This is a genomic window from Lentibacillus kapialis, from assembly GCF_014646635.1.
Taxonomy (GTDB): Bacteria; Bacillota; Bacilli; order Bacillales; family Amphibacillaceae; genus Lentibacillus; species Lentibacillus kapialis.
The window spans coordinates 1-22,335 of sequence record NZ_BMNQ01000040.1 but is presented as its reverse complement, the minus strand read 5'-3'; the positions used below and the strand labels follow the sequence as shown (position 1 = coordinate 22,335).

The window sequence follows — 22,335 nt, the reverse complement described above, 5'->3', positions numbered from 1 at the left end:
TTACCACGCAGTAAAAGAGGTACTCTGCTTTGCCCAAGATAGTGCGAATTCAGTAGCGCGACACCATTGACTTAGAATCGGGCGTTACAACCAATGGCAATCCGCTTCGCTGTAGCTCTGAGTCTGTTCCATATAAGTGCTTTATTCTGTATAAAAAACTATCATTTGGTGGTAAATTTTGATGGCTGTAATCAGGCGTGTCACAAAGTTAATTACACTTAGCCAGATTGCTAATTAGGTATTTTGATTTTCAGTTAACAAATAAGCTAGTTTAATAATTGTAAAATCTTTATAGTTTCTAATATCATACCCTGTTATTTTATGCAATTTATTTAATTTATATTGCAACGTATTTTTGTGGATAAACATTGACTCTGAAATTTGTTGAATCGATCCATTGAACTTTTCAAAAAGACTAATAATCTCTTTATATTCACTGAAATCACCAGGCTTTAAATTTCCAATTACCTTCTTATAAAATTCATTCTTTGTATCTTCGGTTACATTCTCAATTATTAATTCTATATCCATATCATCATAGTAGTTAATATCTATCTCTTTGGATGACAATACCCAATCTAATGCAATGCTCGCTTTTTTATAAGATCCCCTTATTTTATGTAGTTTTGTTTCAATAGTTCCTATCCCAAATTTAAGTTGTAACCCGTGCTCTTTTTTTACGATTTGGTTTATATCATTTAACATTGTTAATACATTCTCACGTGAAACGTTCTGCAATATCATGATAATATTGTTTTTATTCTGCATCATTAGATTGTCAGGATTCTTCATTAACTTATGATCAAATAAATCGATAACCCTATCTTTAATGTCGAGCGCAGGAAAATCTTCGTTTAACACCTCTGAAACAATAACTATTCTCGGAACATTTTCCTTTATATTGAAAACCTTTAATCGACTCATAAAAATACTTTCTTCGTTTTCATCATTGAATAATAGCTCTTCAATAATCATTCTCTGGTTTTCTCTTTCCTTATTTTTAATATTGGTTAAATATGCATTTTTAATTAGTAATTCCGTCATACTTTTAATGATTGCCCCGAATTTTTCTACTTCTTGTTTTTCTCCAGTGATTCCAATAACCCCAACAATTGTATTCTCAAAATAAATTGGCAAGTTAATACCTTTTCGTGAACCAGTATATTCCCCATCATACCTTATAATTAAATCATCATTTGTTTCCTTTACTTTTTTCCCTCCTCCATGGTAGGTGCCAATTCGGTTGGTATTCGTACTGGCTATAATTATTCCTTCGGTGTTAATATAGTTGATGTCTTGATGTATTATTTCTTCCATATTTGACACAATTGCTTGGGCTAATTCTGCCGAAATATCCATAGATGTTCATAACTCCTCAGAATTATTATTAGAATTAACTTCAAAATTGCTCTTTTTAAAAATGCAGCCGGAGCTGTATATCGATCGCCTGAAATCGTTTTGTGGATCTCACGACGATTAAAATGTTACCCCCAATCACCTCAACTAATAAGCGACTCCAAATCCCTCGGATAATAGGTGAGCATTTCAATGCCGTTTTCCGTTACCAACACCGTATCAGAGTGTCTGAAGCCTCCAACGCCTTTAACATAAATGCCCGGTTCAACTGTGACCACCATACCGGGTTCAATAATGGTGTCATCGCCTAAATCAAAGAATGGTGCTTCATGAATCAAAAGCCCAATATTGTGACCCGTATGATGTTTCGTCAGCTCTGTGATACCTTCCTGTTTATAGTAAGCCTGCACCTGCTCCTCTACAGAAGCATATGTAGCGCCGGATTTAATGGCATTTAAGGCAACTTCTTGGGCATTGTACATATAATTGAAATATTTTTCCTGTTCCTTGGATACTTCTTCAACAAACATCGTCCTCTCCAGCTCACTGTCATAACCGAACACCGCTGCAGCCGCACCGGTCACCAGCGTATCCCCTTTTGACATAATCACGTTTTGTGTAACCGCATGCGGAAAGGCGGATTCGGAGCCTACCTGGCCTCTGAACGTCGCAGAAGCTGTCTGGCCGTGTGGTTTATAATCGGATCCCAATGTCTCAATCATAGTCAATGTCGCTTCTTGTGACGCCTTGCCGGTAATTTCGATTTCACTGATACCTGATTTTGTGTATTTTTGCAACAGCCTATGTGCCAAATTTCCCCAACGGCACGATTCCTTGATTAATTCAATTTCATTCGGAGATTTCACGAACCGCATTTCCTCAATGATACCATAAAGCGACACAAAATCAGCTTCGATCAAAGTATCAATGGTTGGCCCGCGATAGCCCATTGGCGAACCATAGCTGATTGAATCATACCCGATTGTTTTGCCTTCGAATCCATAGAACTGCAGGACTTCTTTTACATATTTCATTGGATGCTTCGTGCCAGGATATTCAGGATAGGAATGCACGTGGTCCATAACAGCGTATTCCTCTGCGTGCTCATGCTCCAGTCGGGGTACGATTAAGTGCCACTTGTCATTTGGATCAACCAGCAGACCAATCGGTCGTTCTGTTGCAATGAAATGGAATCCTGTCAGATAAAAAATATCAGTCGCCGCAAATATCACAGCAGCATCACATTTCTTTTCGAGCAGCTTGTTAAAAAAATCCGCCTGACGTGCCTTAAATTCTTCATTTGGAATAGATAATAACATATGTCCGTTCCTCCTCTGAATCAGATGATGTACAAACTGTATATTGCCCTCTACTACCTATCTCTCCCTAGTGTCTGGTTCAATGCTCATGTTGTTTCAATATCATTTCGATTTGACGCATGGCCTGAACCAATTGATCGGTTTCTTTTCCGGGTATTCCTGCAATCATGTTTTCAACATTTGCGTTTGCATATTTCGAGAGCGCTCGTAAGTCTCCCTCCCCCTTATCAGTCATTTCGAGATATTGTATTCGACGATCTTCTGTAGATGGAAACTTTTCGATTATACCTTTTTTGGAAAGCCGTTTTAATAGACGGCTGACATACCCTTTATCCAATAAAAAATAATCCGCTAAGTATGAAGCCGTACATTTTTCAACCGAATGTATTTCAAACAGAATCATCGCTTCCGTTGCGGAATAGGTACTTTGATCATCATACTGCGAGAATAATCCCATCATCCGCAAGTAGAAACGGTTGAAATGTTTTATTTTTTGAATGTTTTCCTTAATATTGTCCATTTTGATTGATTCCACTTTTTAAATAATTTACAATATACCCTAACCATTTTAGTTGCTTTTGTCAACTATCGTACAAACAGATGGGACTAAGCGGGACTGAAAAAGACTTGCGTTCTATAAAAAATAGTTACGATATCGTATCTGCTGATCGTGCGTTTTGCTCATGATTCAAGTATCACTACAAACAAGAAAGGGGATCTGACATTGGGTATTGAATCAGATGTATCGTTATTATGGTATGTGATAGGATACAGCATTCTTATGGTAATGCTTGGTATCTACTACTCGAAAAAAATTTCAAAAAGTGAGGATTACATTTTAGCAGGAAGAAGTTTAGGCACACTTGTGTTGAGTGGTACACTGCTGGCCACGTGGGTAGGAAGCGGCAGTATAACCGGGGGCCAGACATCGATGGCTTACAGTTTCGGTATAATCCCGGCTTTTTTATTAACCATCCCGGTTCTTGCCGGCATCATTTTACTCTATTTCATCGCCCCCAAAGTACGCAGTCTGGGGAAATATACTGTCTCCTCAATCCTGGAAGAAAAATATGGACCAAGTGCCAGATTACTAGCGAGTATTATCATCATTCTTGCCTATGTCGGGATTGTTTCGTATCAGATTCAAGGCGTAGGGTTTATCTTAAACGTGACAACTGGGCTTTCATCCCAATGGGGCGTCATCATTGGCGGCATTTTAATCATATTCCTCGCTACCATTGGAGGGCTCAGGTCTGTTGCACCGACTGATGCACTAAGTTCAGGATTCATGGTGCTTGGACTATTGATTGCTCTTCCTTTCATGATTTCGATTGCAGGAGGATGGGGTGAAATCACATCAAATGTGCCAGCGAGCCACCTGACTGCAACAGGATCTCTCTCAACTATCCAGTTGCTGGGATACTTGCTGCCACCTCTGTTTTTAATATTAAGTGATCAAAATATGTACCAACGACTGGCCGCATCTAAAGAGGATCGTGCAACCAAAAAGGCAAATATCGGATGGATCGCTGGCATTCTTATTGTTACACCTGTCATCAGTTTAATTGCGTTTGCGTCCAGTTCAATGTTTCAAAGTATTGAACCCGGGATGGCATTAATGGCCTCGACAGTCGTGTTGCCCAACGTGGTTGGCGGAATTTTATTAGCTGCAGCAACGGCTTTTATTATTACAACAGGCAACTCTTACCTGTTATCCGGTGCGACCAACGTCACCTATGATATTGTTAATAGGTACTTCATGAAGAATCCAACGGATAAGCAATTGATGAATACGACGAAAATCTTTGTGGTTATAATGGGCGTCCTCGCTTATGTATTAATCAGCTATTTCCCGACCATTCTGGATGTCCAAATGTATGCCTACACGGTATATGGCGCAGGTCTTACACCAGCTGTTTTAGGTGTATTGCTCTGGAAGCGGGTCAATAAAGCTGGCGGACTTTCTTCCATGATCGCCGGTGTCGTTACAACACTAACGTGGGAAATTGTGCTTGGCAAGCCATTCGAGATTAATAGTTCCGTAATTGCTGTCCCTGTTGCTATATTGGTTCTAATCTTTGTAACACTTGCGACTTCAAAAAGGCAAGCATCTTGAGGCAGTCTTAATATGAACAGTGACACCTACTATTAAAATTAAGTAAGCGTCAAATAATCCCCACCTGTTTTCAGTGTGGGGATTTCGTGCATGCTTTATCTAAATGACGTTGATTTAGATAATCCTGAATGTGGGGTTGTGTTAATTATGCTATTCCTGTACTAATTCAACGGCCTTTCGATATATTCTTTCGCATGTTCAACATTGACACCCGTTTATAATATAACAATTGCGGGCTTAACTTCATAATTTATCATTTCTAATACGCTTTCCGCGCTTTGGTATGATGTATTCGTTATGGTTGATACGATATTTTTAGCCCTTTCGCACTGCAAACGCACCCAAAAATTACACAAGAACGACTTGCCATTCATCCATTCAAGTAACATTGGATACTCACTCCCATATGCTTCCAAACATGCAATCAGCTGTTGCCGAAAGTTTAGAATCAGCCTCTATAAAACAAAAAAAAGACACGAACGGTCATTCACTTTAGTTGACTAAAGGTGACCATTTCGTGACCAATTTCAGTTCTTGTCCTTCTGAAAATAGCGCGCCCGGGAGGACTTGAACCCCCGACGCCTGGTACCGGAAACCAGTGCTCTATCCGACTGAGCTACGAGCGCATGTGCCATGTTTGATTCAAACACAATAGATATTATAACGTTATCTGTTGATTTAAACAAGACCTTTCTTCACCTCAGTAACTAGTTCCAATATTTATTTTTTTGAGAAAAAAGAGAAAAAGGTCAAAGCCGTTTACTAAAGTTGTATAATATAAGTTAATTCAAAACAATCTAATAATTTATTATAACTTAGGAGGCTTTCCATGAAAAATGCAGCCCCACTCCTCGAAGTCAGTAATTTACATACACATTTTTTCACAAAGTCCGGTACTGTCAAAGCAGTGGATGGTGTGAATTTTGAAATAAGTCCGGGAGAAACGCTTGGCATTGTAGGTGAATCGGGATCAGGAAAAAGTATGACAGCCATGTCTATTTTGGGACTGGTCCCCTCCCCGCCCGGCAGGATCGTCGATGGCAACATTCATTTCAAAGGTGACAATTTGCTCCATAAATCTCCAAAGCAGATGCGAAAGATCCGTGGCAAGGAAATAGCTATGATATTCCAGGATCCAATGTCTTCATTAAACCCTGTCTTCACAATTGAAAAACAAATGATGGAAACCATTCTGGCACATGAGAATATATCTAAAAAACAAGCAAAAGCACGCATCCTCGAACTGCTTGATTTAGTTGGCATTCCGGAACCGCAAAAACGACTTAAAAGCTTTCCGCATGAATTCAGCGGCGGGATGCGTCAGCGTGTCATGATTGCGATGGCACTATCCTGTAATCCATCACTTTTGATCGCTGATGAACCAACAACTGCACTCGATGTTACTATACAGGCACAAATTCTTGAATTATTAAAACGCATGCAGCGGGAACTTGATATGGCTATCATCATGATAACACACGACTTAGGTGTCGTTGCTGAAGTATGCGACCGTGTTATGGTGATGTATGCTGGAAAACCGGCTGAATTCTCGGATACTAATAATCTATTTGACAATGGAAAACATCCATATACGCAAGGACTCATGAATTCAATACCGAACATAACAGCTGATAAACAACAATTGAAGGCAATCGAAGGCGTACCACCGGATTTGCATGATTTACCTGATGGATGCAGTTTTGCTCCGAGATGCAATCATGTGATGGAAACGTGTTTATCAACGGACCCTGAATTACGAAAGGTTGGCCAAAACCATCAAGTCCGCTGTCTGCTTTATGAAAACTACTCAACGAAAGCGGTGGAAACATGAGCTCTTTATTAGAAGTAAAAAATATAAAAAAACATTTTCCCTTAAAAAATAACCAGCTGTTCTCAAAAGAAAAACACGTGTTAAAAGCAGTCGATGGCATTTCTTTTTCGGTAAAAAAAGGTGAAACGCTTGGATTGGTTGGTGAAAGCGGCTGCGGGAAATCAACTGCGGGAAGAGTCATATTAAAATTGCTGGAGGCTTCTGATGGGGAGATTCTATTCAAAGGTAACGATATCACACATGTCCGTGGAGAGGAGATGCGAAAGCTCAGAAAAGAAATGCAAATTATTTTCCAAGACCCATACGCATCACTGAACCCGCGAAAAACAATTGAACAGACCATTATAGAACCGATGAAAATATTTAATGTTCCCAGGAACGAAAGAAACAAAAAATTGGAAAGGCTCCTGGACGTTGTCGGACTGCAAAGCCATCATAAACATCGCTACCCGCATGAATTCAGCGGCGGACAGCGGCAGCGGATTGGTATTGCAAGAGCACTTGCGCTGGACCCCGAACTGGTCATTTGTGACGAACCCGTTTCTGCGTTGGACGTTTCCATCCAGGCACAAGTCATAAATTTAATGGAAGACTTACAAAAGGAATTTGACCTTACATATATTTTTATCGCACACGATTTAAGTGTTGTCCATCACATCAGTGACCGTGTACTAGTGATGTACCTGGGGGAAATAGTTGAAATCGGCGATGTTCATGACGTCTATCAGGACGCGAAACATCCATATACGCAGGCTCTTTTATCAGCGGTGCCTGAAGCAGACCCGCACCACGAAAAAAAACGTATTATTTTACAAGGTGATCTACCTTCACCGGCGAATCCGCCACAAGGCTGCAAATTTCACACGAGGTGTTCATTAGCGGAGGAAGTATGCCGTGCCGAAAAGCCCGCATTAAAACAGGTATCGACAAGTGGCCAAATGGCAGCATGTCATTTCGCCAAGGAGGTGGTTGGATAAGACAAGTACTTAAGTGTCAACCCAAAACCATAAATTTTTAAAGGGGGACTCGACTTGAAGAAGCGTCATTACATGGTATTGTTTACATTATTTTTTGCTGTTGTATTATTTATGGCCGCCTGTACAGACGATGCAGGTACCGGTTCAACCGGCGATAGTCAATCGGAAAATGCCTCCGGTGATCAGGGATCGGATGAAGCTGAAGCACAGAACGGTAAAAAGACCCTTGTCTTCGGTCGCGGAAATGATTCACTTCAACTGGATCCATCAAAAGTTACCGATGGTGAGTCAATCTATGTCACCAATCAAATTTTCGATCCATTAGTCAGATACAAAACAGACAGTACCGAAGTCAAGCCAGCATTGGCAACTGAATGGAATGTCAGTGATGATGGTTTAGTTTGGACATTTACACTAAGGGATGATGTAACGTTCCATGATGGAACTGATTTCACGGCAGAGGATGTCGTTTATAATTTTGAACGCTGGACCTCCTCCGGCGATTTTTCTTACTATGCATACATGTTTGGCTCCACTGATGAGGATATGGGGGGAATTATCGAAAATGTAAAAGCAACCGGCGACTATGAAGTTAAGTTCACTTTATCTGAACCGAACGCTCCATTCCTGCAGACATTAGCGATGCCACCTTTTGGAATTGCAAGCCCTGAGGCTATCGAAAAACATGGTGAAGATTTTTTTAAAAACCCGGTCGGTACCGGTCCATTTGTATTTGAAGAATGGATACCGGATGACAAAATAACACTTTCAAAAAATGAAGACTATTTTGGAGACATGGCGAACATAGATGAAGTTATCTTCCGTACAATTCCCGATAATGGAGCCAGATTTCTTGAACTGCAGGCTGGATCAATTGACCTTATGAAAGGTTTGAATCCACAGGATATTCAAACAGCAGAAAATGATGAAAATCTTCAGGTCATCCGGCGACCATCTATGAACGTCAGCTATATGGCATTTAATACAAGTAAAAAAGGGCCAATGTCCAAAAAGCTAGTCCGTCAGGCTATTAATTTAGCAATTGACAAAGAGGAACTCATGAGTCTGTATGATGGAATCGGAAAGCCTGCTAAAAATCCGCTCCCTCCATCTTTATGGGGCTATAACGATAATATTGAAGATTATGGATATGATGTTGAAGAGGCTAAGAAATTACTCGCAGAAGCAGGATATGCCGATGGTTTTAATATAAACTTGCATACATTTGCCAATCCGAGACCTTATATGCCGCAGCCAAAAATAACGGCACAAGCTATACAGGAAATGCTAAAAGACGTAAACATTAACGTTGAGGTTGTTGTTAACGACTGGGATACGCATACTTCCGGTGAGGACACAAGCTACGATATGAAATTTCTAGGATGGACCGGTGACAATGGTGATCCGGATAATTTCCTTTATGTCCTGCTGGATAAAGATAACGCAAACGCTTCGGCAGGCAATGTTGCCATGTATAAGAGTGATGAAGTGCACGACTTATTAAAGGCGGCTCAAACGGAGATGGATCAGGAAGAACGTATTGAATATTACATGGAAGCACAAAAAATTATTCATGAGGATGCACCTTGGTTCCCAATAGCCCACACAACACCGCCAATCGCTGCAAGCAAAAACGTAAAAAATTATGTACCACATCCGACCGGTACTGAACCATTCAATTTGTTGGATCTTGAAAAATAATAGCCTTCCAATCATAGCAAACTTAATTTTCCGACTGGCATGAATACTCCAGAAGGCCGATCCCGGCTTCTGGAGTTAATTCCAGGTTAATGGAGGAATTCCCAAATGCTGAAATATATTGCTAAAAGAATATTATTGACCATCCCTGTACTCATTGGCGTCTCAGTCTTAACGTTTTCCCTGATTCATTTAATCCCGGGAGACCCGGCGAAAAGTATGCTTGGAACCAAAGCAACTGAAACACAGCTTAAACTGTTGCGTGAAGAGTTGGGATTGAATGACCCTTATATTGTTCAATATGGAAATTTTGTTGGAAAAATAATTCAAGGTGATTTAGGAGAATCAATCCAATCAAACGAATCGATTGCTTATGAATTATTACAAAAGTTACCTGCAACAATCGAACTTACAATTTTTGCCATGATTTTAGCGATGGCCGTTGGAATAACGGCCGGTGTCATTGCTGCAGTCAAGCAATATTCCTGGTTTGATAATATCAGTATGACAGGAGCATTATTCGGTGTTTCGATGCCAATTTTCTGGCTTGGACTCATGATGATTTTACTTTTTTCTGTTCAGCTCCAGCTGTTGCCGCCATCCGGCAGACTGTCATCAAGCATAGAACTCGAGACTATAACAAATTTTTATTTACTTGACAGTATTTTAACGTGGAATTGGGCTGCATTTAAAGATGCATTTTTTCACTTACTAATGCCGGGTATAGCACTTGGAACCATACCAATGGCAATCATTGCTCGTATGACACGTTCGAGTATGCTTGAAGTGATGCGTCAGGATTATATCCGGACTGCCGATGCAAAAGGGTTAAAAAAACGGATTATCATTTTCCGACATGCATTAAAAAATGCCTTTCTTCCCGTTTTGACGGTTATTGGGCTTCAATTTGGCTTTTTGCTTGGAGGCGCTGTATTGACAGAATCGATATTCTCCTGGCCCGGAGTAGGACGGTATGTTTATTTATCGGTTCTTGGTCGTGACTATCCGGTGGTTCAAAGCACGATACTTGTTATAGCCATTATATTTGTTTTCGTTAATTTGATAACTGACCTTCTATATAAATACTTCGACCCCAGAATTCGTTATAAGTAGTGTGAACGGTTAATAGTTCCTATTATCAGACGAAAGGATGTTTTAGTTTTGTCACTTCAACCAAACTCTATAACAAATCCGGATTTATCGGAAACAAAAAATGCCAAAACCGCCAAACCGAGAAGTTTGTGGATGGATTCACTGTTCCATTTATTAAAAAGCAAAACATCATTAATCGGGTTTTGTATTATTTTCATTCTGATCGTTACGGCTATATTTGCTCCTTTAATTGCAACACACAGTCCTACAGAGCAATCAATCCTTAATCAATACCAGACACCATCCTCAGAACATTGGCTGGGGACAGACGCCCTTGGCCGCGATATTTTCAGCAGAATAATTTATGGTACGCGTATATCTATTCAAATTGGTGTTATAGCAGTTGGCATTTCCATGATTATCGGTGTTTTATTAGGGTCGGTTGCCGGTTATTTCGGAAAATGGGCTGATCAGATTATCATGCGTTTTGTCGATATTCTATTGGCCTTCCCTAGTATCTTGCTGGCTATTGCATTGGTGGCCGTACTTGGGCCGAGTCTGAGAAATGCAATGATAGCAGTTGGAATCATCGGCATTCCCCAGTTCGCGCGGATCATCCGTTCAGCAGTTTTATCTGTAAAAGAAACAGAGTATATTGAAGCCGCCAGGGCTATTGGTGCTAAACACGGAAGAACGCTTATGCAACATGTGCTTCCTAACTGCATTGCTCCAATTATCGTTCAAGCGACGCTTAGCGTGGGTACTGCTATACTGGATGCTGCCGGACTGAGCTTTCTTGGACTTGGGGCACAACCCCCCACACCAGAATGGGGCGCCATGTTAAGTGATGGACGTGCAGCATTGCAAAATGCGCCATGGGTTATAACCTTTCCGGGGTTAGCTATATTTTTTGTCGTTATTGGATTCAACCTATTTGGTGATGGCTTACGCGATGCCTTAGATCCAAAGTTGAAAAAGTAATTGAAAAATTGTGAATAAAGTATATAATAGGTGGAGCAGATGCTTTGCCTTTTTTTTAACGTCAGAAATTATAAATTATGGATGACCTTATAAGAAAAAGCTTCGGCATTCGTTATAAGACGAGGCGAATGCCGAGTTTTTCTAATTGGAGAGATTCATATGATTAAAACATTTATTCCTGTCATCATTTGTTTTTGTATGGCGATTTTATTTTCAATCCAGTCACTTGGAACATCACAGTCGATGTATGTCAATATGTATCCAAACCTCCCCGCCCCGATTGCAGATGAAAAGCTACTGATTACATCAGCCGGACAAGCTGCAGAAAGCAGTGTTCTCTTAAGTATAGCCGAAAACCTTAACCTTGAAGCAGATTACCGGCCAAGAGCCCTTAGTACAGATCTTTATGACTATAACAGTGTTGTCATTATGCTCGGATTCAGCATCAATGGATTATCACAAACCGAACGTTCTTATCGGGAAGAATTAAGCAGGATAACAGCATTAGTTGCTGAAGCCCGGGCGACTGAATTGCCCATCATTTTAGTGAATATTTCCGGCAAGTATCGAAACAATACCCAAACCTGGAAGCTGTTTGAACAAATCGCACCATCTGCAGATTACTTTATTGGACTAAAAAATATGAAAAAGGAAGCAGCCTATGTCAACTTAATTCGTAAACATTCCATCCCAGTAACACTTGTGAACAAATTAGAAGACCTGCAAACTCCTTTTAATTCTGTATTCCGATGAGAAGGGCTGATTCGATGGTTATGGTAAACATCAAGAAGTATCTGATATTTGGGTGTATTGGCTTTTTACTGACCGCCTACGGATTTTTAGTTCCGATTCTTTATGATAACTGGTCTGTTTACATTAACGATCATATTTATAACAGTATAATTCAGAAAGATAGCGGTTTGCTCTTAATCACAACATTTGTTTATATTGCCAAATACCTCATGACTTTTTTCTTCATTTATTTTGGCTCGGCAATTTTAGCAAATACACTTACAAAACGGATAAACACCGTGATGTTTTCAATTAGTCTTATAGTACTACTCTTTTTAACATTGATATTCTACAATTTGCTTTTTCAGGAGCATTTTTCATATACCGGGCACTTGTTTGCAGCTGGAATTATTATTTTGCTTCAATTATACATCCCCAAACAGAAGCATTATTACATTATCTTCTCCATCATATTATTTTTAGTTCTACTGGCGATTCAATGGCTGTATCTAATCCCGGCATTTACGGTCCTTGGCTTTGGGACAAATGATCTGGCAGCGAGCATTAAAATGGCGGATCAGTTTTTAACCGGCAATAGTTTGTTGAATACGATTGCAACTATATTCTTTATTGTATTTCTTACAATCGCCATTATTTTTACAATTTTAATCCATCTTCTGAACAGACAACTCGATACCTTGAAGAAATACCATTTACAGGGGAAAGAGCTGAAGGAAACCCGAACGGCGCTTATAGAATCAAAAGTTTACGAAGAGATCAGCATGCTGGTACACGACATAAAAACTCCCCTTGTAACCGTTGAAGGGCTTGTTTCTTTAATTGAGCTGAAATTACAAACTGAAAACAGAACATTACGACCTTATTTCGCACGAGTAGACCATTCACTAAAAAAAATGAATGATATGATTTCCGAAATACTTTATGAAAATAATAAACAAGCGCTTACAGTCAATAAATTGATTGAATATGTAACGAGCCACCTTAACATTGATAATCAGCTTATAAAACTGAGAATCGATATAGACGAAAACCTGCCGCCTATTCATGTTAATAAGATTCGTTTTTCACGTGCCATATCAAATATTTTAGAGAATGCCATCAGTTCATTTGCCGAAAAAAAAGGGTTTATCCACATCAATGTCAAAAAGATAGATAAAGGGATTTTGTTTTGTATCAAGGATAACGGTCCGGGAATACAGGCGGAACATCTAAAGGATATTTGGCAGGCTGGCTTTAGTACAAAGAATTCGTCCGGTATCGGTCTTTCGTTTGTTAAACGCGTCATCGAAAACCATCATGGACATATAACTGTTACCAGTGTCCCCGGCAAACAGACACAAATGAACATCACGCTACCATTACAGGAAGCAGGTGAAAGAATGAATGAGTACCACCATATTAATCGTTGATGATAATGAGGATATCCGTTTCACATTGAAGGAGATATGTGATTATGCCGGATGGAACGGCATCGAAGCATCTACGGGAAAAGCTGCTGTCGAACAAAGTGAAAGCGTCACCCCGGATCTTATTTTGCTTGATTACCACATGCCTCATTGGGATGGGCTTAAAACAACAAAAGAACTTCGAAAGCGAAACAATTGGACACCAATTATTATTTTGACAGTTGATGAACGGCAGGAAATAGCCGACGTTTTTCTACAGGCCGGAGCTAATGACTTCGCTCTAAAACCAATCAGGGCACCGGATCTGATTTCAAGGATTCGGATAAACTTAAAGATTGCCAAATTGAGCGGAAATAATGAAGATGTATTTGTTGAAAAAGGAATCAGCCATTCAACACTCATGTCGATTAAAAACAGCTTATTAAGACAGTCAGAACCATCATCAATTCAGGAAATACAAGAAGAATTGCCGATATCATATCAGACGGTTCACCGCTACTTAACCTTTTTGGAAAGCAAAGGAGAAGTTGAGATCATCTCACAATATGGCAAACAGGGCCGTCCTAGAAATAAGTATAAACTTTTATAACACAGGGTTTATTTTTCCGTCTGGCGGGAACGATGTTTAAGAGATTGTTCAAAAAGCCCGGTAAAAATGACACTTCGAATTTCTTCGTTGGCTTGTTTCTCCGCTCCTTGGAAAAGAAAAACACTTTTCCTGCGTGCGAAGCGGATTCAGGGTAGCATTACTTGTGCTCATGTATCTAAAGTCACACCCTTTCGCTGCTCGAAACTGCGCCGGCTCGAACTTCTTGGTCCTTTTTATCCTCCTTTTTGAATACACACTATAAGGGTTTTTTACTTATTATACAATGATTTTGTTTGACCTTTTTTGACCTATTAGTTATGATTAAAGTATCCACTAAGTGGAAGAATTCGAATTGAAAGAAGGAGGAGCAATACATGAATTTAATACCTACAGTCATTGAACAGACTAATCGTGGTGAACGCGCATATGATATTTATTCACGTTTACTGAAAGACAGAATTATTATGCTTGGAAGCGGAATCGACGATAACGTGGCCAACTCAATCGTTGCACAGCTGCTTTTCCTGGAAGCGGAAGATCCGGACAAGGATATTTCATTGTATATTAACTCACCGGGCGGTTCCATTACAGCCGGGATGGCTATTTATGACACAATGCAGTTCATTAAATCAGACGTTTCAACGATTTGCACTGGTATGGCAGCTTCAATGGGAGCATTCCTCCTGGCGGCCGGTGAAAAAGGTAAACGCTATGCCCTGCCAAACAGTGAAGTCATGATTCACCAGCCACTGGGCGGCACTCAAGGTCAGGCAACAGATATTGAAATTCATGCCCGCCGCATCATTGAAATGCGTGAGAAAATCAACAAGATTTTGTCTGAACGTACCGGCCAGCCAATGGAAGTCATTGACCGGGACACTGACCGTGATAACTTTATGTCAGCAGAGAAATCAGTCGAATACGGTCTGATTGACAGAATTCTGGAAAGAAATACTGACAAGTAATAACGTAATGTTCCAATGTCGGCGCTGACTTCCTGAGTCCCGGTTAAACGTTTGAGACAATCCAAAACGAGAAAGCTGTACCAAATGTGGTGCAGCTTTTTTGTGACGTCAGAAAGAATAAATGATAGATGGCTCTATTAGAAAAACTATGTCACTCGCTATGAGACGGGGGTAGGAGTCTTAGACAAACGTGGTTTTATTATTGTATATCTTAATTCTGTCCAAGGTTCCGAGTTTTGTTCGAATAGCGGAACAGGGGCCCGTTCGGGCTGGAAAACCCAACTTAGGCGGATCCTCATTCCGCTATTTGCGTCAATTCAAGCTTTTCAGCACATTATAGGATCCTCATTCCGCTATTTCTTCTTTTCGGCCTATATTTGCTCTATTCTTACCTGAATAACGGAATGAGGATTCATTACATCACTAAATAGGGTGATTTATGTCCATTTAGCGGAATGAGGATCCGCTAGGAGTCTCATACAAACGTGGTTTTATTAAAGAAAAATCCGAACTAGTTAGAGCGTATACACCGCTCCGGAAATATACTTCGCTTTCCACGGGCGTCTGGTGAAACTTCTCGTGCTGAGCACTGTGGGGTCTCACCGAGGCCTTTCCTCCCGCAAGAGTCTACGTATATTTCCTCTGCTAAAGCGAAATATTGTTCGTCTTTAATATACTTCATCTTAGTTATGTCCAAGACTCCTAGCGTGAGTTTTTCTAACACGTTTTGGATAAGACGATTGCTTCTATTTTGATACAAAATCAATTAAATCATGAAGCGCTTTTTCCTCATCTTCACCATCTGCAATCATATTGATGGTCTCACCGGGTGAAACGGCCAGACTCATCAATCCCATTATACTCTTGGCATTTACCCGCTTCCCGTCTTTCTCAATAAACAAATGTGCTGCATAGCGGTTTGCTTCCTGAACAAATTGTGCTGCCGGCCGTGACTGTAGCCCTGTCTCAAGTTTTACTTCTATCGATTTTTCAATCAAAAATCTCATCCCCTCTACCAGCTTTATTGAAATCGTTTTCAAAATATTTGTGAAAAACAGCAGTACCTGGTACATGTCTGCTGTCATTATAACACTATTTCGTTAAATTTTTGCCATTTTGTCATGATAGTGAGTTTCATATATGGAGAAAATGAGCGATTACTCATTTTGTTGGATTAACCTGTCTTCATGCAATTTTTCGGCAAACTCATCTATCTTTTTTAGACGATGGTTTATGCCCGATTTGGATATTTTACCCCCTGAAACCAGCTCACCCAATTCTTTTAGCGAGATATCCTGATGCTGAACACGTAATGCGGCCACTTCACGCAACTTTTCGGGCAGTGCCTCCAGACCGACCGTCTCTTCAATCAGTTTGATGTTTTCAATCTGGCGAAATGCAGCGCCAATCGTTTTATTCATATTGGCTGTTTCGCAATTGACAAGCCGGTTCACTGAATTGCGCATATCCCGGACAATTCTAACATCCTCAAACTTAAAGACGGCGTTATGTGCTCCAATAATACTTAAAAAGTCCGTTATTTTCTCAGCTTCTTTCAAATAGGTAATATAACCTGTTTTACGTTCAAGATGTCTTGCTTTAAGATCAAATTCGTTCAACAGTTCACACAAGGAATCATTGTGATCCTGATACGAATTGAAAATTTCCAGATGATACGATGATGTTTCCGGATTATTGATTGAACCGCCTGCCAGGAAAGCCCCTCTTAAATACGAGCGTTTACAGCAATCCTTAGCATAATAATGCTCAGGTATCGTTCGTATGATGCTCGAATTCCGGACAATATGCAAATCAGCAAGTAAATCCTGAACATCCTCTTTGATCCGGACAATGTACACATTATTTTTTTTAAGCTTCATTTTCTTCCTCACAAGCAATTCAATTGAAAAAGCATACTGCGATTTAATCAATGTATATATGCGGCGAGCAATAGCGGCGTTTTCCGTCTGAACATCCAGCGTATATTTATTTACAGACTTACTAACAACACCATTCATCCTGATCAGGGCCGCCAATTCAGCATTTTTACAGCAAGAATCCAATTCAATGCCTGTCAATTCTTTTTTTATTTCCGATGCAAAAGACATTTCTGACACCTCCTTGTTCAGCCGTCAAGTGCAGTCTAAACTGTCGGATCGATCAGCGAATAGAGCAAATTCGCTATTTTTTTTGTATCATGACGCAATGTCGTCCGTGAGGAATCAATGATATCACCTTCAATAATCTGAAGCCCCATTCCAAGCAATCGCTCTGTGTCATAAATAACTGGTGACGCGTTTTCCTCAGCATATATCTGGCGAACGTGCGGACTGATTGGTTCGTTATGTACGACAACCGAATCAATGCAATTTCCGCCAATATGGTTGCGGATTGCTTGCACGTGATCTGATGCGGTATATCCCGTTGTCTCCCCTGCTTGAGTCATAACATTGCAAACATAGACCACATTAGCTTTGGTTTCACTTAACGCCACATCAATGTGCGGAATAATCATATTAGGAAGAATACTTGTATATAAACTCCCGGGAGAAACAACAACCAGGTCTGCATTTTTAATCGCGTCAACCGCATTTGGAAGCGGTTCAACCGGCTGTGGACTCAAGTAAACCTTTTCGATTTTTTTGTTTACAAGCGGAATATTGGATTCACCTGATATAATCGAGCCATCCGCCATCTTCGCATGCAGGGACATGTTGTCATTAGATATCGGATAAATTTCACCTTTGACGTTCAGTACGCGGGAAATTTCCTGTATACCGGTAAAAAAGTTTCCGGTAACAGATGTCATGGCTGCCAGCAGCAAATTGCCCATCGAATGACCGGAAAGACCGTTACCAACTGCAAACCGGTGTTGGAATAATTCCAACAGCATCGGCTCAGCATCTGATAGAGCCGCAATGACATTCCGTATATCGCCTGGGGCCGGAATCGCCATTTCATTCCTCAGACGGCCTGTGCTGCCGCCATCATCCGCTACTGTCACCAGTGCGGTCAAGTCGATCGGCAAATCCTTCAGGCCCCGTAAGAGTACTGGCATCCCTGTACCACCACCAATGACTACAACACTCGGTTGTTTCCTGTTGTCCATATTAATGACCCTTTCTTTTATCAATATCACGATGGCTGACATGTGTCATATAATGCACTGAAAGCTGTTTTGCGAAATATTCAGCAATGGCTACCGAGCGATGTTGGCCGCCGGTGCAGCCAATTCCTATAACGAGCTGCGATTTACCTTCTCTTTTATATTGAGGCAGCATAAACTGCAATAAATCAAGTACTTTTTCATTAAACTTCTGTGTGTCAGACCATTTAAAAACATAAGAAGAGACTTCTGAATTTAGTCCGGTCAACGGCTGCATATGTGATACATAATGCGGATTCGGCAAAAAACGGACATCAAAAAGCAAATCAGCATCAATCGGAATGCCATACTTATATCCGAACGACACCATGTGTACCGAAAAGATATCCCGCTCGTCTTCTGTGTAGGCCTTCAGGATTTTTTCCCTTAATTCTCTCGGCTTTAAATCGGTCGTATCAATAATTCGCTGTGCCCGGCCTCTTAATTCATCGAGAATTTTCCGTTCCTGATGAATGCCGTTCAGAGGCAGTCCTTCTGTAGCCAATGGGTGTGTCCGTCGTGTTTCTTTATACCTCGTCACCAATTCTTCATCTTTGGCATCAAGAAAGAGAATATGTTCATTTAGCCAGTTTTCTTCACCTAATATATCTAACGCATCAAATAACGAATCAAAAAATTCTCTGCCGCGTAAATCCATCACCAATGCCACATTTTTAATATTGTTTTGTGAGTCTTTCATAAGCTCCAAAAACTTCGGCAGTAATGCAGGCGGCAAGTTATCAACACAGTAATAGCCAAGATCCTCAAAACTTTGAACGGCAACTGTTTTTCCCGCCCCTGACATTCCGGTAATAATGACCAGCTTTGTTTCCTGTTCATTGTTCGACACAATACATTTCTCCTCTTCAGGGACTCGGTGGGTCCAAACGATATTTAATCAGATCGTGATCTTCAGTATATGAAAACGACCCATACAACATTTTATCGGAAACCAGTACGTGTTCAAAAATTTTTCTGTCGCCCTCTGCCATTGGCAACGTGTGTATAGCATCGTGCGTGATCCACTCCAGTTCACCTTCGCGACAATAATTGGTTAATGATCCGGTATAGGATCGACAAAGAAATGTAAACATCATCCATTCCTGTACGAGTGTTTGCCCATTGTAAATTAAGAATGTAAAGATACCGCCAAGCACCGGATCATTCAATTCCAATTCTGTTTCCTCACGATATTCACGCACTGCAGACTCTTTAATAGTTTCCCCTTGTTCCATTTTACCACCGGGAATAGCGTACCAACCTCGGCGTGGTTTTTTCAGTAATAAAACATGATCTTCTTTTAACAATATGCAATTGGTTATACGTTGCATTCATGCTTCACTTCTTTCTCTCAGACCGTTCAAGCTACAAACCTGCCTGAAAACAGCCTCCCTTAGAAAAACTAAGATCCAGCCCCGTCTTATAGCGTGTGCCGGAGATTTTCTGAGAAGGTCATCCATCTCAAGTTATAAAAAACAATGACCTTGTTTATATTATACACTGAATTCAATACTGCCAACAACCATACAGATTGACGGTTGTTCGACATTAATGGACAAACAACGGGAAAGCCATTTTATAAAAAACCAAAAAAAATGCAGGTGTAGAAATCACCTGCGAAAAAACTAATTTATTATTAAAAGGGGGTCAATTAGTTAATTATATTATACCCCATAAATGTTTCGTGCGTGTTACAGCAGCATTAAAAAGTAATGACTTTTGTGAAGCCGGCTTAAACATGACTGTTATGAAGATTTCGCCGTTTTCATTTCTTCCTGAAGATCTTCAATATATTTTTGAGCTGACTCAGCAGCAATGCTTCCATCGCCGGTTGCTGTCACAATTTGTCGCAGTGTCGTATCGCGAATATCACCTGCTGCAAAAATACCCGGAATTGACGTTTCCATGTTTGCCTTTGTCGGAATATAGCCTTCATCGTTAGTAATATCGAGTGATTTAAAAGGCTCATTCAACGGTAGCATGCCAATATAGATAAATACACCATCGACCGGGTACTCGTATTCTTCGCCGGTTTTATTGTTGTATAAAGAAACCGCGCTGACTTTACCGTCCGGACCATTAATGGTTCTCGCTTCAGTATTCCAGATAAAATTAATCTTATCGTTATCAAAGGCACGATCCTGCAGTATCTTCTGTGCACGCAGTTTATCACGGCGGTGCACAATCGTTACGTTATCAGCAAAACGGGTTAAATACATGCCTTCTTCAACGGCAGAGTCGCCGCCGCCGACTACAATTAGATTTTTCTCTTTAAAGAATGCACCATCACATACAGCGCAATACGAAACGCCTCGTCCGCCCAATTCTTCTTCGCCGGGTACGCCAAGTTTCTTGTACTGGGCCCCGGTCGTAATAATCAGTGCTCGGGTATTATATTGCTTTTTTCCTGCAAAAACGGTTTTATACTCGCCATGGTCTTCTACCCCTTTGATGTCGCCATAGGCATATTCAGCTCCAAACTTCTTGGCATGTTCAAACATTTTATTGGATAAATCCGGACCTGAAATGTACTCATAACCAGGGTAGTTTTCCACATCTTCCGTATTGGCTACCTGACCGCCCGGAATACCTCGTTCAATCATCAAAGTATCAAGATTTGCACGAGATGCGTAAACCGCCGCAGTCATGCCGGCAGGGCCAGCACCAGCAATAATAACATCATACATACGTTCTTCGGCCATGTTATCAGCCCTTTCCTTACTATTATCTTTAAACCACATTTATCGTAATAAATTTCCCCCGAATAGTCTAACTTAATGCTCAGGGTTCTGCGGGCCGGCGTCACGTCTCTTTCCAGGGACTTTCCTCATCCGCAAGAACCGGATGTTTTTTACACCCTTCTTCCCACAGCGAAAGAGCTTTGGAAGGTCTGCCAAGTTTGTAAGCCGCAATGCTGTACCATTTATAATAAGCCGAGTGATTGTTCACCTGCTGTTTGACAAGATTGCAAAACCGGCCATACGCCTGCTCATAAACACCAGTAGCCGCAAGTGTTACAGCAATTCGCAATTTCTGCTGTTCATGAATCGGGTATACATTTAGTAATGCCTTTATATGCCTTTTATATTCCTTTATCCTTCCAGTTTCATAATAAAACATGGCCAGGTTGCTATGACTGTGCAATGAATTAGGCTGCTCTTGCAACAAATCCAGCTCCTTGCTAATTGCTTCCTCAGTGGAGCCGGAAAAAAATAAGGCATATGTATAATCGTGTATCATCACTTTATAGTTCGGAAATAGCGTCATCATTTCTTCAAACAACATGAGTGCTTTATCCCATTCTTTGCTTTCCAAGTGGTGGAATAGCTTTTCCTGGTAGACAATCAGTTCGTCCTCTTCTTCAAATTCCCATTCATCACTTTCTTCATTATCATTATGCATTAAATCCAGTAAATGTTCTGCATCTTCGCGAAATTCGCCGTGTTTCTGCTTATCCAAATATAATTCAGCATTTTTTTTGGCGTCATGCACCAGACCCAAGTGTGCATAATTGTTTGCAAGCAAATAATAACAATCTGTGTATTGATCGGTTGTATTCTGCAGCACTTCATGCAGCAGTTGATTTGCAGCATGATAAGCACCAATCTCAGTATAAACGATTGATATCTGACATTGATACAACGGATTGTCCGGATCGGCCTCAATAGCCTTGCGCAGCCATTTTATCGCAATATCATATTTTTGTTTTTCAAACGCTTCGACACCTTTCGTAAAATAAAAATCACCATCGGGAATATAGGGGATAATATTCTCCTTTTTTCCTTGTGCATTATGGTTTGATTGCAACATACAATCCCCCTTCATGTCGAATCTTATCGAACAAAGTATATCACAGTTAATATGAGAATAATACCTAAATTCGTGGATAATAAAAGCTACTTTTTCATTATTGCAGTGACGAGGCCAGTTTCTCGGGCTGATGTTGGCGGAACAAATTTTGTTCCGCCAACATCAGCAGTAGATTAGAAAAACCGGGCAAAGTGCGGCCCAGTCCTTTTTTCTATCTTCGTTAGAGAAAATCCGATAATTTGTATTTTTTGTATTCCTGTCCATGTATGCCTTTATAATATGCCGGATACATCTCTC

20 protein-coding genes and 1 tRNA gene are annotated in these 22,335 nt (G+C 40.5%); 10 read left to right on the top strand and 11 right to left on the bottom strand.

The genetic code is table 11. The features are described 5' to 3' along the window. Positions 1-234 precede the first annotated feature (234 nt). The 3 genes from IEW67_RS12495 to IEW67_RS12485 form a co-directional block, all read right to left on the bottom strand. A complete protein-coding gene (locus IEW67_RS12495; protein WP_188633412.1) occupies positions 235-1,359 on the bottom strand; it encodes a CdaR family transcriptional regulator in 1,125 nt (374 codons plus the stop codon). A 140-nt stretch (positions 1,360-1,499) separates the two neighbouring features. Then, the gene (locus IEW67_RS12490; RefSeq protein ID WP_188633411.1) at positions 1,500-2,675 is read right to left on the bottom strand and encodes a M24 family metallopeptidase; all 1,176 of its coding nucleotides are present in this window, start codon (positions 2,673-2,675) and stop codon (positions 1,500-1,502) included. Between the two features lie 79 nt (positions 2,676-2,754). Beyond that, the gene (locus IEW67_RS12485; RefSeq protein ID WP_188633410.1) at positions 2,755-3,195 is read right to left on the bottom strand and encodes a MarR family winged helix-turn-helix transcriptional regulator; all 441 of its coding nucleotides are present in this window, start codon (positions 3,193-3,195) and stop codon (positions 2,755-2,757) included. Positions 3,196-3,399: 204 nt separating this feature from the next. On the opposite strand from IEW67_RS12485, the gene IEW67_RS12480 reads away from it, so the two are divergent. Continuing rightward, positions 3,400-4,791, top strand: a complete 1,392-nt coding sequence (locus IEW67_RS12480) for a sodium:solute symporter family protein (protein WP_188633409.1) — start codon at positions 3,400-3,402, stop codon at positions 4,789-4,791. Between the two features lie 552 nt (positions 4,792-5,343). Here IEW67_RS12480 and IEW67_RS12475 read toward each other — a convergent pair. After that, positions 5,344-5,417 (bottom strand) — tRNA-Arg (locus IEW67_RS12475). Positions 5,418-5,620: 203 nt separating this feature from the next. On the opposite strand from IEW67_RS12475, the gene IEW67_RS12470 reads away from it, so the two are divergent. The 9 genes from IEW67_RS12470 to clpP all read left to right on the top strand — a co-directional run bounded on the left by IEW67_RS12470 (position 5,621) and on the right by clpP (position 15,083). Beyond that, on the top strand, positions 5,621-6,622 hold the full coding sequence (locus tag IEW67_RS12470; RefSeq protein WP_188633408.1) for an ABC transporter ATP-binding protein: 1,002 nt from the start codon (positions 5,621-5,623) through the stop codon (positions 6,620-6,622). After that, positions 6,619-7,599, top strand: coding sequence for an ABC transporter ATP-binding protein (locus IEW67_RS12465; RefSeq protein ID WP_188633407.1), 981 nt, complete (start codon positions 6,619-6,621; stop codon positions 7,597-7,599). Before IEW67_RS12470 ends, IEW67_RS12465 begins: the two co-directional genes overlap by 4 nt. A 54-nt stretch (positions 7,600-7,653) precedes the next feature. After that, positions 7,654-9,300 carry an ABC transporter substrate-binding protein gene (locus tag IEW67_RS12460; RefSeq protein WP_229671817.1) on the top strand — a complete coding sequence of 549 codons (1,647 nt, stop codon included), beginning with the start codon at positions 7,654-7,656 and terminating at the stop codon, positions 9,298-9,300. 105 nt (positions 9,301-9,405) lie between these two features. Beyond that, the gene (locus IEW67_RS12455) at positions 9,406-10,410 is read left to right on the top strand and encodes an ABC transporter permease (protein ID WP_188633406.1); all 1,005 of its coding nucleotides are present in this window, start codon (positions 9,406-9,408) and stop codon (positions 10,408-10,410) included. A 48-nt stretch (positions 10,411-10,458) separates the two neighbouring features. Beyond that, on the top strand, positions 10,459-11,370 hold the full coding sequence (nikC, locus tag IEW67_RS12450) for a nickel transporter permease (RefSeq protein ID WP_373288536.1): 912 nt from the start codon (positions 10,459-10,461) through the stop codon (positions 11,368-11,370). A gap of 159 nt (positions 11,371-11,529) precedes the next feature. Then, complete coding sequence (locus IEW67_RS12445; RefSeq protein WP_188633405.1) at positions 11,530-12,123, top strand: DUF6305 family protein; 594 nt, start codon at positions 11,530-11,532, stop codon at positions 12,121-12,123. Positions 12,124-12,137: 14 nt separating this feature from the next. After that, positions 12,138-13,532, top strand: a complete 1,395-nt coding sequence (locus IEW67_RS12440) for a sensor histidine kinase (protein WP_188633404.1) — start codon at positions 12,138-12,140, stop codon at positions 13,530-13,532. Continuing rightward, positions 13,507-14,118: a response regulator gene (locus IEW67_RS12435; protein ID WP_188633403.1), complete on the top strand. Its 612-nt coding sequence runs from the start codon at positions 13,507-13,509 to the stop codon at positions 14,116-14,118. Before IEW67_RS12440 ends, IEW67_RS12435 begins: the two co-directional genes overlap by 26 nt. 374 nt (positions 14,119-14,492) lie before the next feature. Next, positions 14,493-15,083, top strand: a complete 591-nt coding sequence (gene clpP, locus IEW67_RS12430) for an ATP-dependent Clp endopeptidase proteolytic subunit ClpP (RefSeq protein WP_188633402.1) — start codon at positions 14,493-14,495, stop codon at positions 15,081-15,083. Positions 15,084-15,829: 746 nt separating this feature from the next. On the opposite strand, the gene IEW67_RS12425 is transcribed toward clpP, so the two are convergent. From IEW67_RS12425 to IEW67_RS12395, 7 genes are all read right to left on the bottom strand, one after another. Next, positions 15,830-16,081: an HPr family phosphocarrier protein gene (locus tag IEW67_RS12425; RefSeq protein ID WP_188633401.1), complete on the bottom strand. Its 252-nt coding sequence runs from the start codon at positions 16,079-16,081 to the stop codon at positions 15,830-15,832. Positions 16,082-16,240: 159 nt separating this feature from the next. Then, a complete protein-coding gene (gene whiA, locus IEW67_RS12420) occupies positions 16,241-17,191 on the bottom strand; it encodes a DNA-binding protein WhiA (protein ID WP_188633400.1) in 951 nt (316 codons plus the stop codon). Between the two features lie 35 nt (positions 17,192-17,226). Then, the gene (gene mgfK / locus IEW67_RS12415) at positions 17,227-18,192 is read right to left on the bottom strand and encodes a gluconeogenesis morphogenetic factor MgfK (RefSeq protein WP_188633399.1); all 966 of its coding nucleotides are present in this window, start codon (positions 18,190-18,192) and stop codon (positions 17,227-17,229) included. Position 18,193: 1 nt separating this feature from the next. Then, positions 18,194-19,078, bottom strand: a complete 885-nt coding sequence (gene rapZ, locus IEW67_RS12410) for an RNase adapter RapZ (protein ID WP_188633398.1) — start codon at positions 19,076-19,078, stop codon at positions 18,194-18,196. 16 nt (positions 19,079-19,094) lie between these two features. Beyond that, entirely contained in the window at positions 19,095-19,559 is a 465-nt protein-coding gene (locus IEW67_RS12405; RefSeq protein ID WP_188633397.1) for an NUDIX hydrolase, read from the bottom strand. A gap of 414 nt (positions 19,560-19,973) precedes the next feature. Continuing rightward, the gene (gene trxB, locus IEW67_RS12400; RefSeq protein WP_188633396.1) at positions 19,974-20,930 is read right to left on the bottom strand and encodes a thioredoxin-disulfide reductase; all 957 of its coding nucleotides are present in this window, start codon (positions 20,928-20,930) and stop codon (positions 19,974-19,976) included. A 100-nt stretch (positions 20,931-21,030) separates the two neighbouring features. Next, positions 21,031-22,038 (bottom strand): tetratricopeptide repeat protein, encoded by a 1,008-nt coding sequence (locus tag IEW67_RS12395; RefSeq protein WP_188633395.1) that lies wholly within the window; start codon positions 22,036-22,038, stop codon positions 21,031-21,033. Positions 22,039-22,335: the final 297 nt, after the last annotated feature.

What these genes read in the sequence shown, in the direction of transcription:
- IEW67_RS12470 (WP_188633408.1), top strand. Translation starts at nt 5,621, where the DNA reads ATGAAAAATGCAGCCCCACTCCTCGAAGTCAGTAATTTACATACACAT.
- IEW67_RS12455 (WP_188633406.1), top strand. Translation starts at nt 9,406, where the DNA reads ATGCTGAAATATATTGCTAAAAGAATATTATTGACCATCCCTGTACTC.
- IEW67_RS12465 (WP_188633407.1), top strand. Translation starts at nt 6,619, where the DNA reads ATGAGCTCTTTATTAGAAGTAAAAAATATAAAAAAACATTTTCCCTTA.
- clpP (WP_188633402.1), top strand. Translation starts at nt 14,493, where the DNA reads ATGAATTTAATACCTACAGTCATTGAACAGACTAATCGTGGTGAACGC.
- IEW67_RS12405 (WP_188633397.1), bottom strand. Translation starts at nt 19,559, where the DNA reads ATGCAACGTATAACCAATTGCATATTGTTAAAAGAAGATCATGTTTTA.
- IEW67_RS12435 (WP_188633403.1), top strand. Translation starts at nt 13,507, where the DNA reads ATGAGTACCACCATATTAATCGTTGATGATAATGAGGATATCCGTTTC.
- IEW67_RS12445 (WP_188633405.1), top strand. Translation starts at nt 11,530, where the DNA reads ATGATTAAAACATTTATTCCTGTCATCATTTGTTTTTGTATGGCGATT.
- whiA (WP_188633400.1), bottom strand. Translation starts at nt 17,191, where the DNA reads ATGTCTTTTGCATCGGAAATAAAAAAAGAATTGACAGGCATTGAATTG.
- IEW67_RS12495 (WP_188633412.1), bottom strand. Translation starts at nt 1,359, where the DNA reads ATGGATATTTCGGCAGAATTAGCCCAAGCAATTGTGTCAAATATGGAA.
- IEW67_RS12490 (WP_188633411.1), bottom strand. Translation starts at nt 2,675, where the DNA reads ATGTTATTATCTATTCCAAATGAAGAATTTAAGGCACGTCAGGCGGAT.
- trxB (WP_188633396.1), bottom strand. Translation starts at nt 20,930, where the DNA reads ATGGCCGAAGAACGTATGTATGATGTTATTATTGCTGGTGCTGGCCCT.
- IEW67_RS12440 (WP_188633404.1), top strand. Translation starts at nt 12,138, where the DNA reads ATGGTTATGGTAAACATCAAGAAGTATCTGATATTTGGGTGTATTGGC.
- IEW67_RS12395 (WP_188633395.1), bottom strand. Translation starts at nt 22,038, where the DNA reads ATGTTGCAATCAAACCATAATGCACAAGGAAAAAAGGAGAATATTATC.
- IEW67_RS12485 (WP_188633410.1), bottom strand. Translation starts at nt 3,195, where the DNA reads ATGGACAATATTAAGGAAAACATTCAAAAAATAAAACATTTCAACCGT.
- mgfK (WP_188633399.1), bottom strand. Translation starts at nt 18,192, where the DNA reads ATGGACAACAGGAAACAACCGAGTGTTGTAGTCATTGGTGGTGGTACA.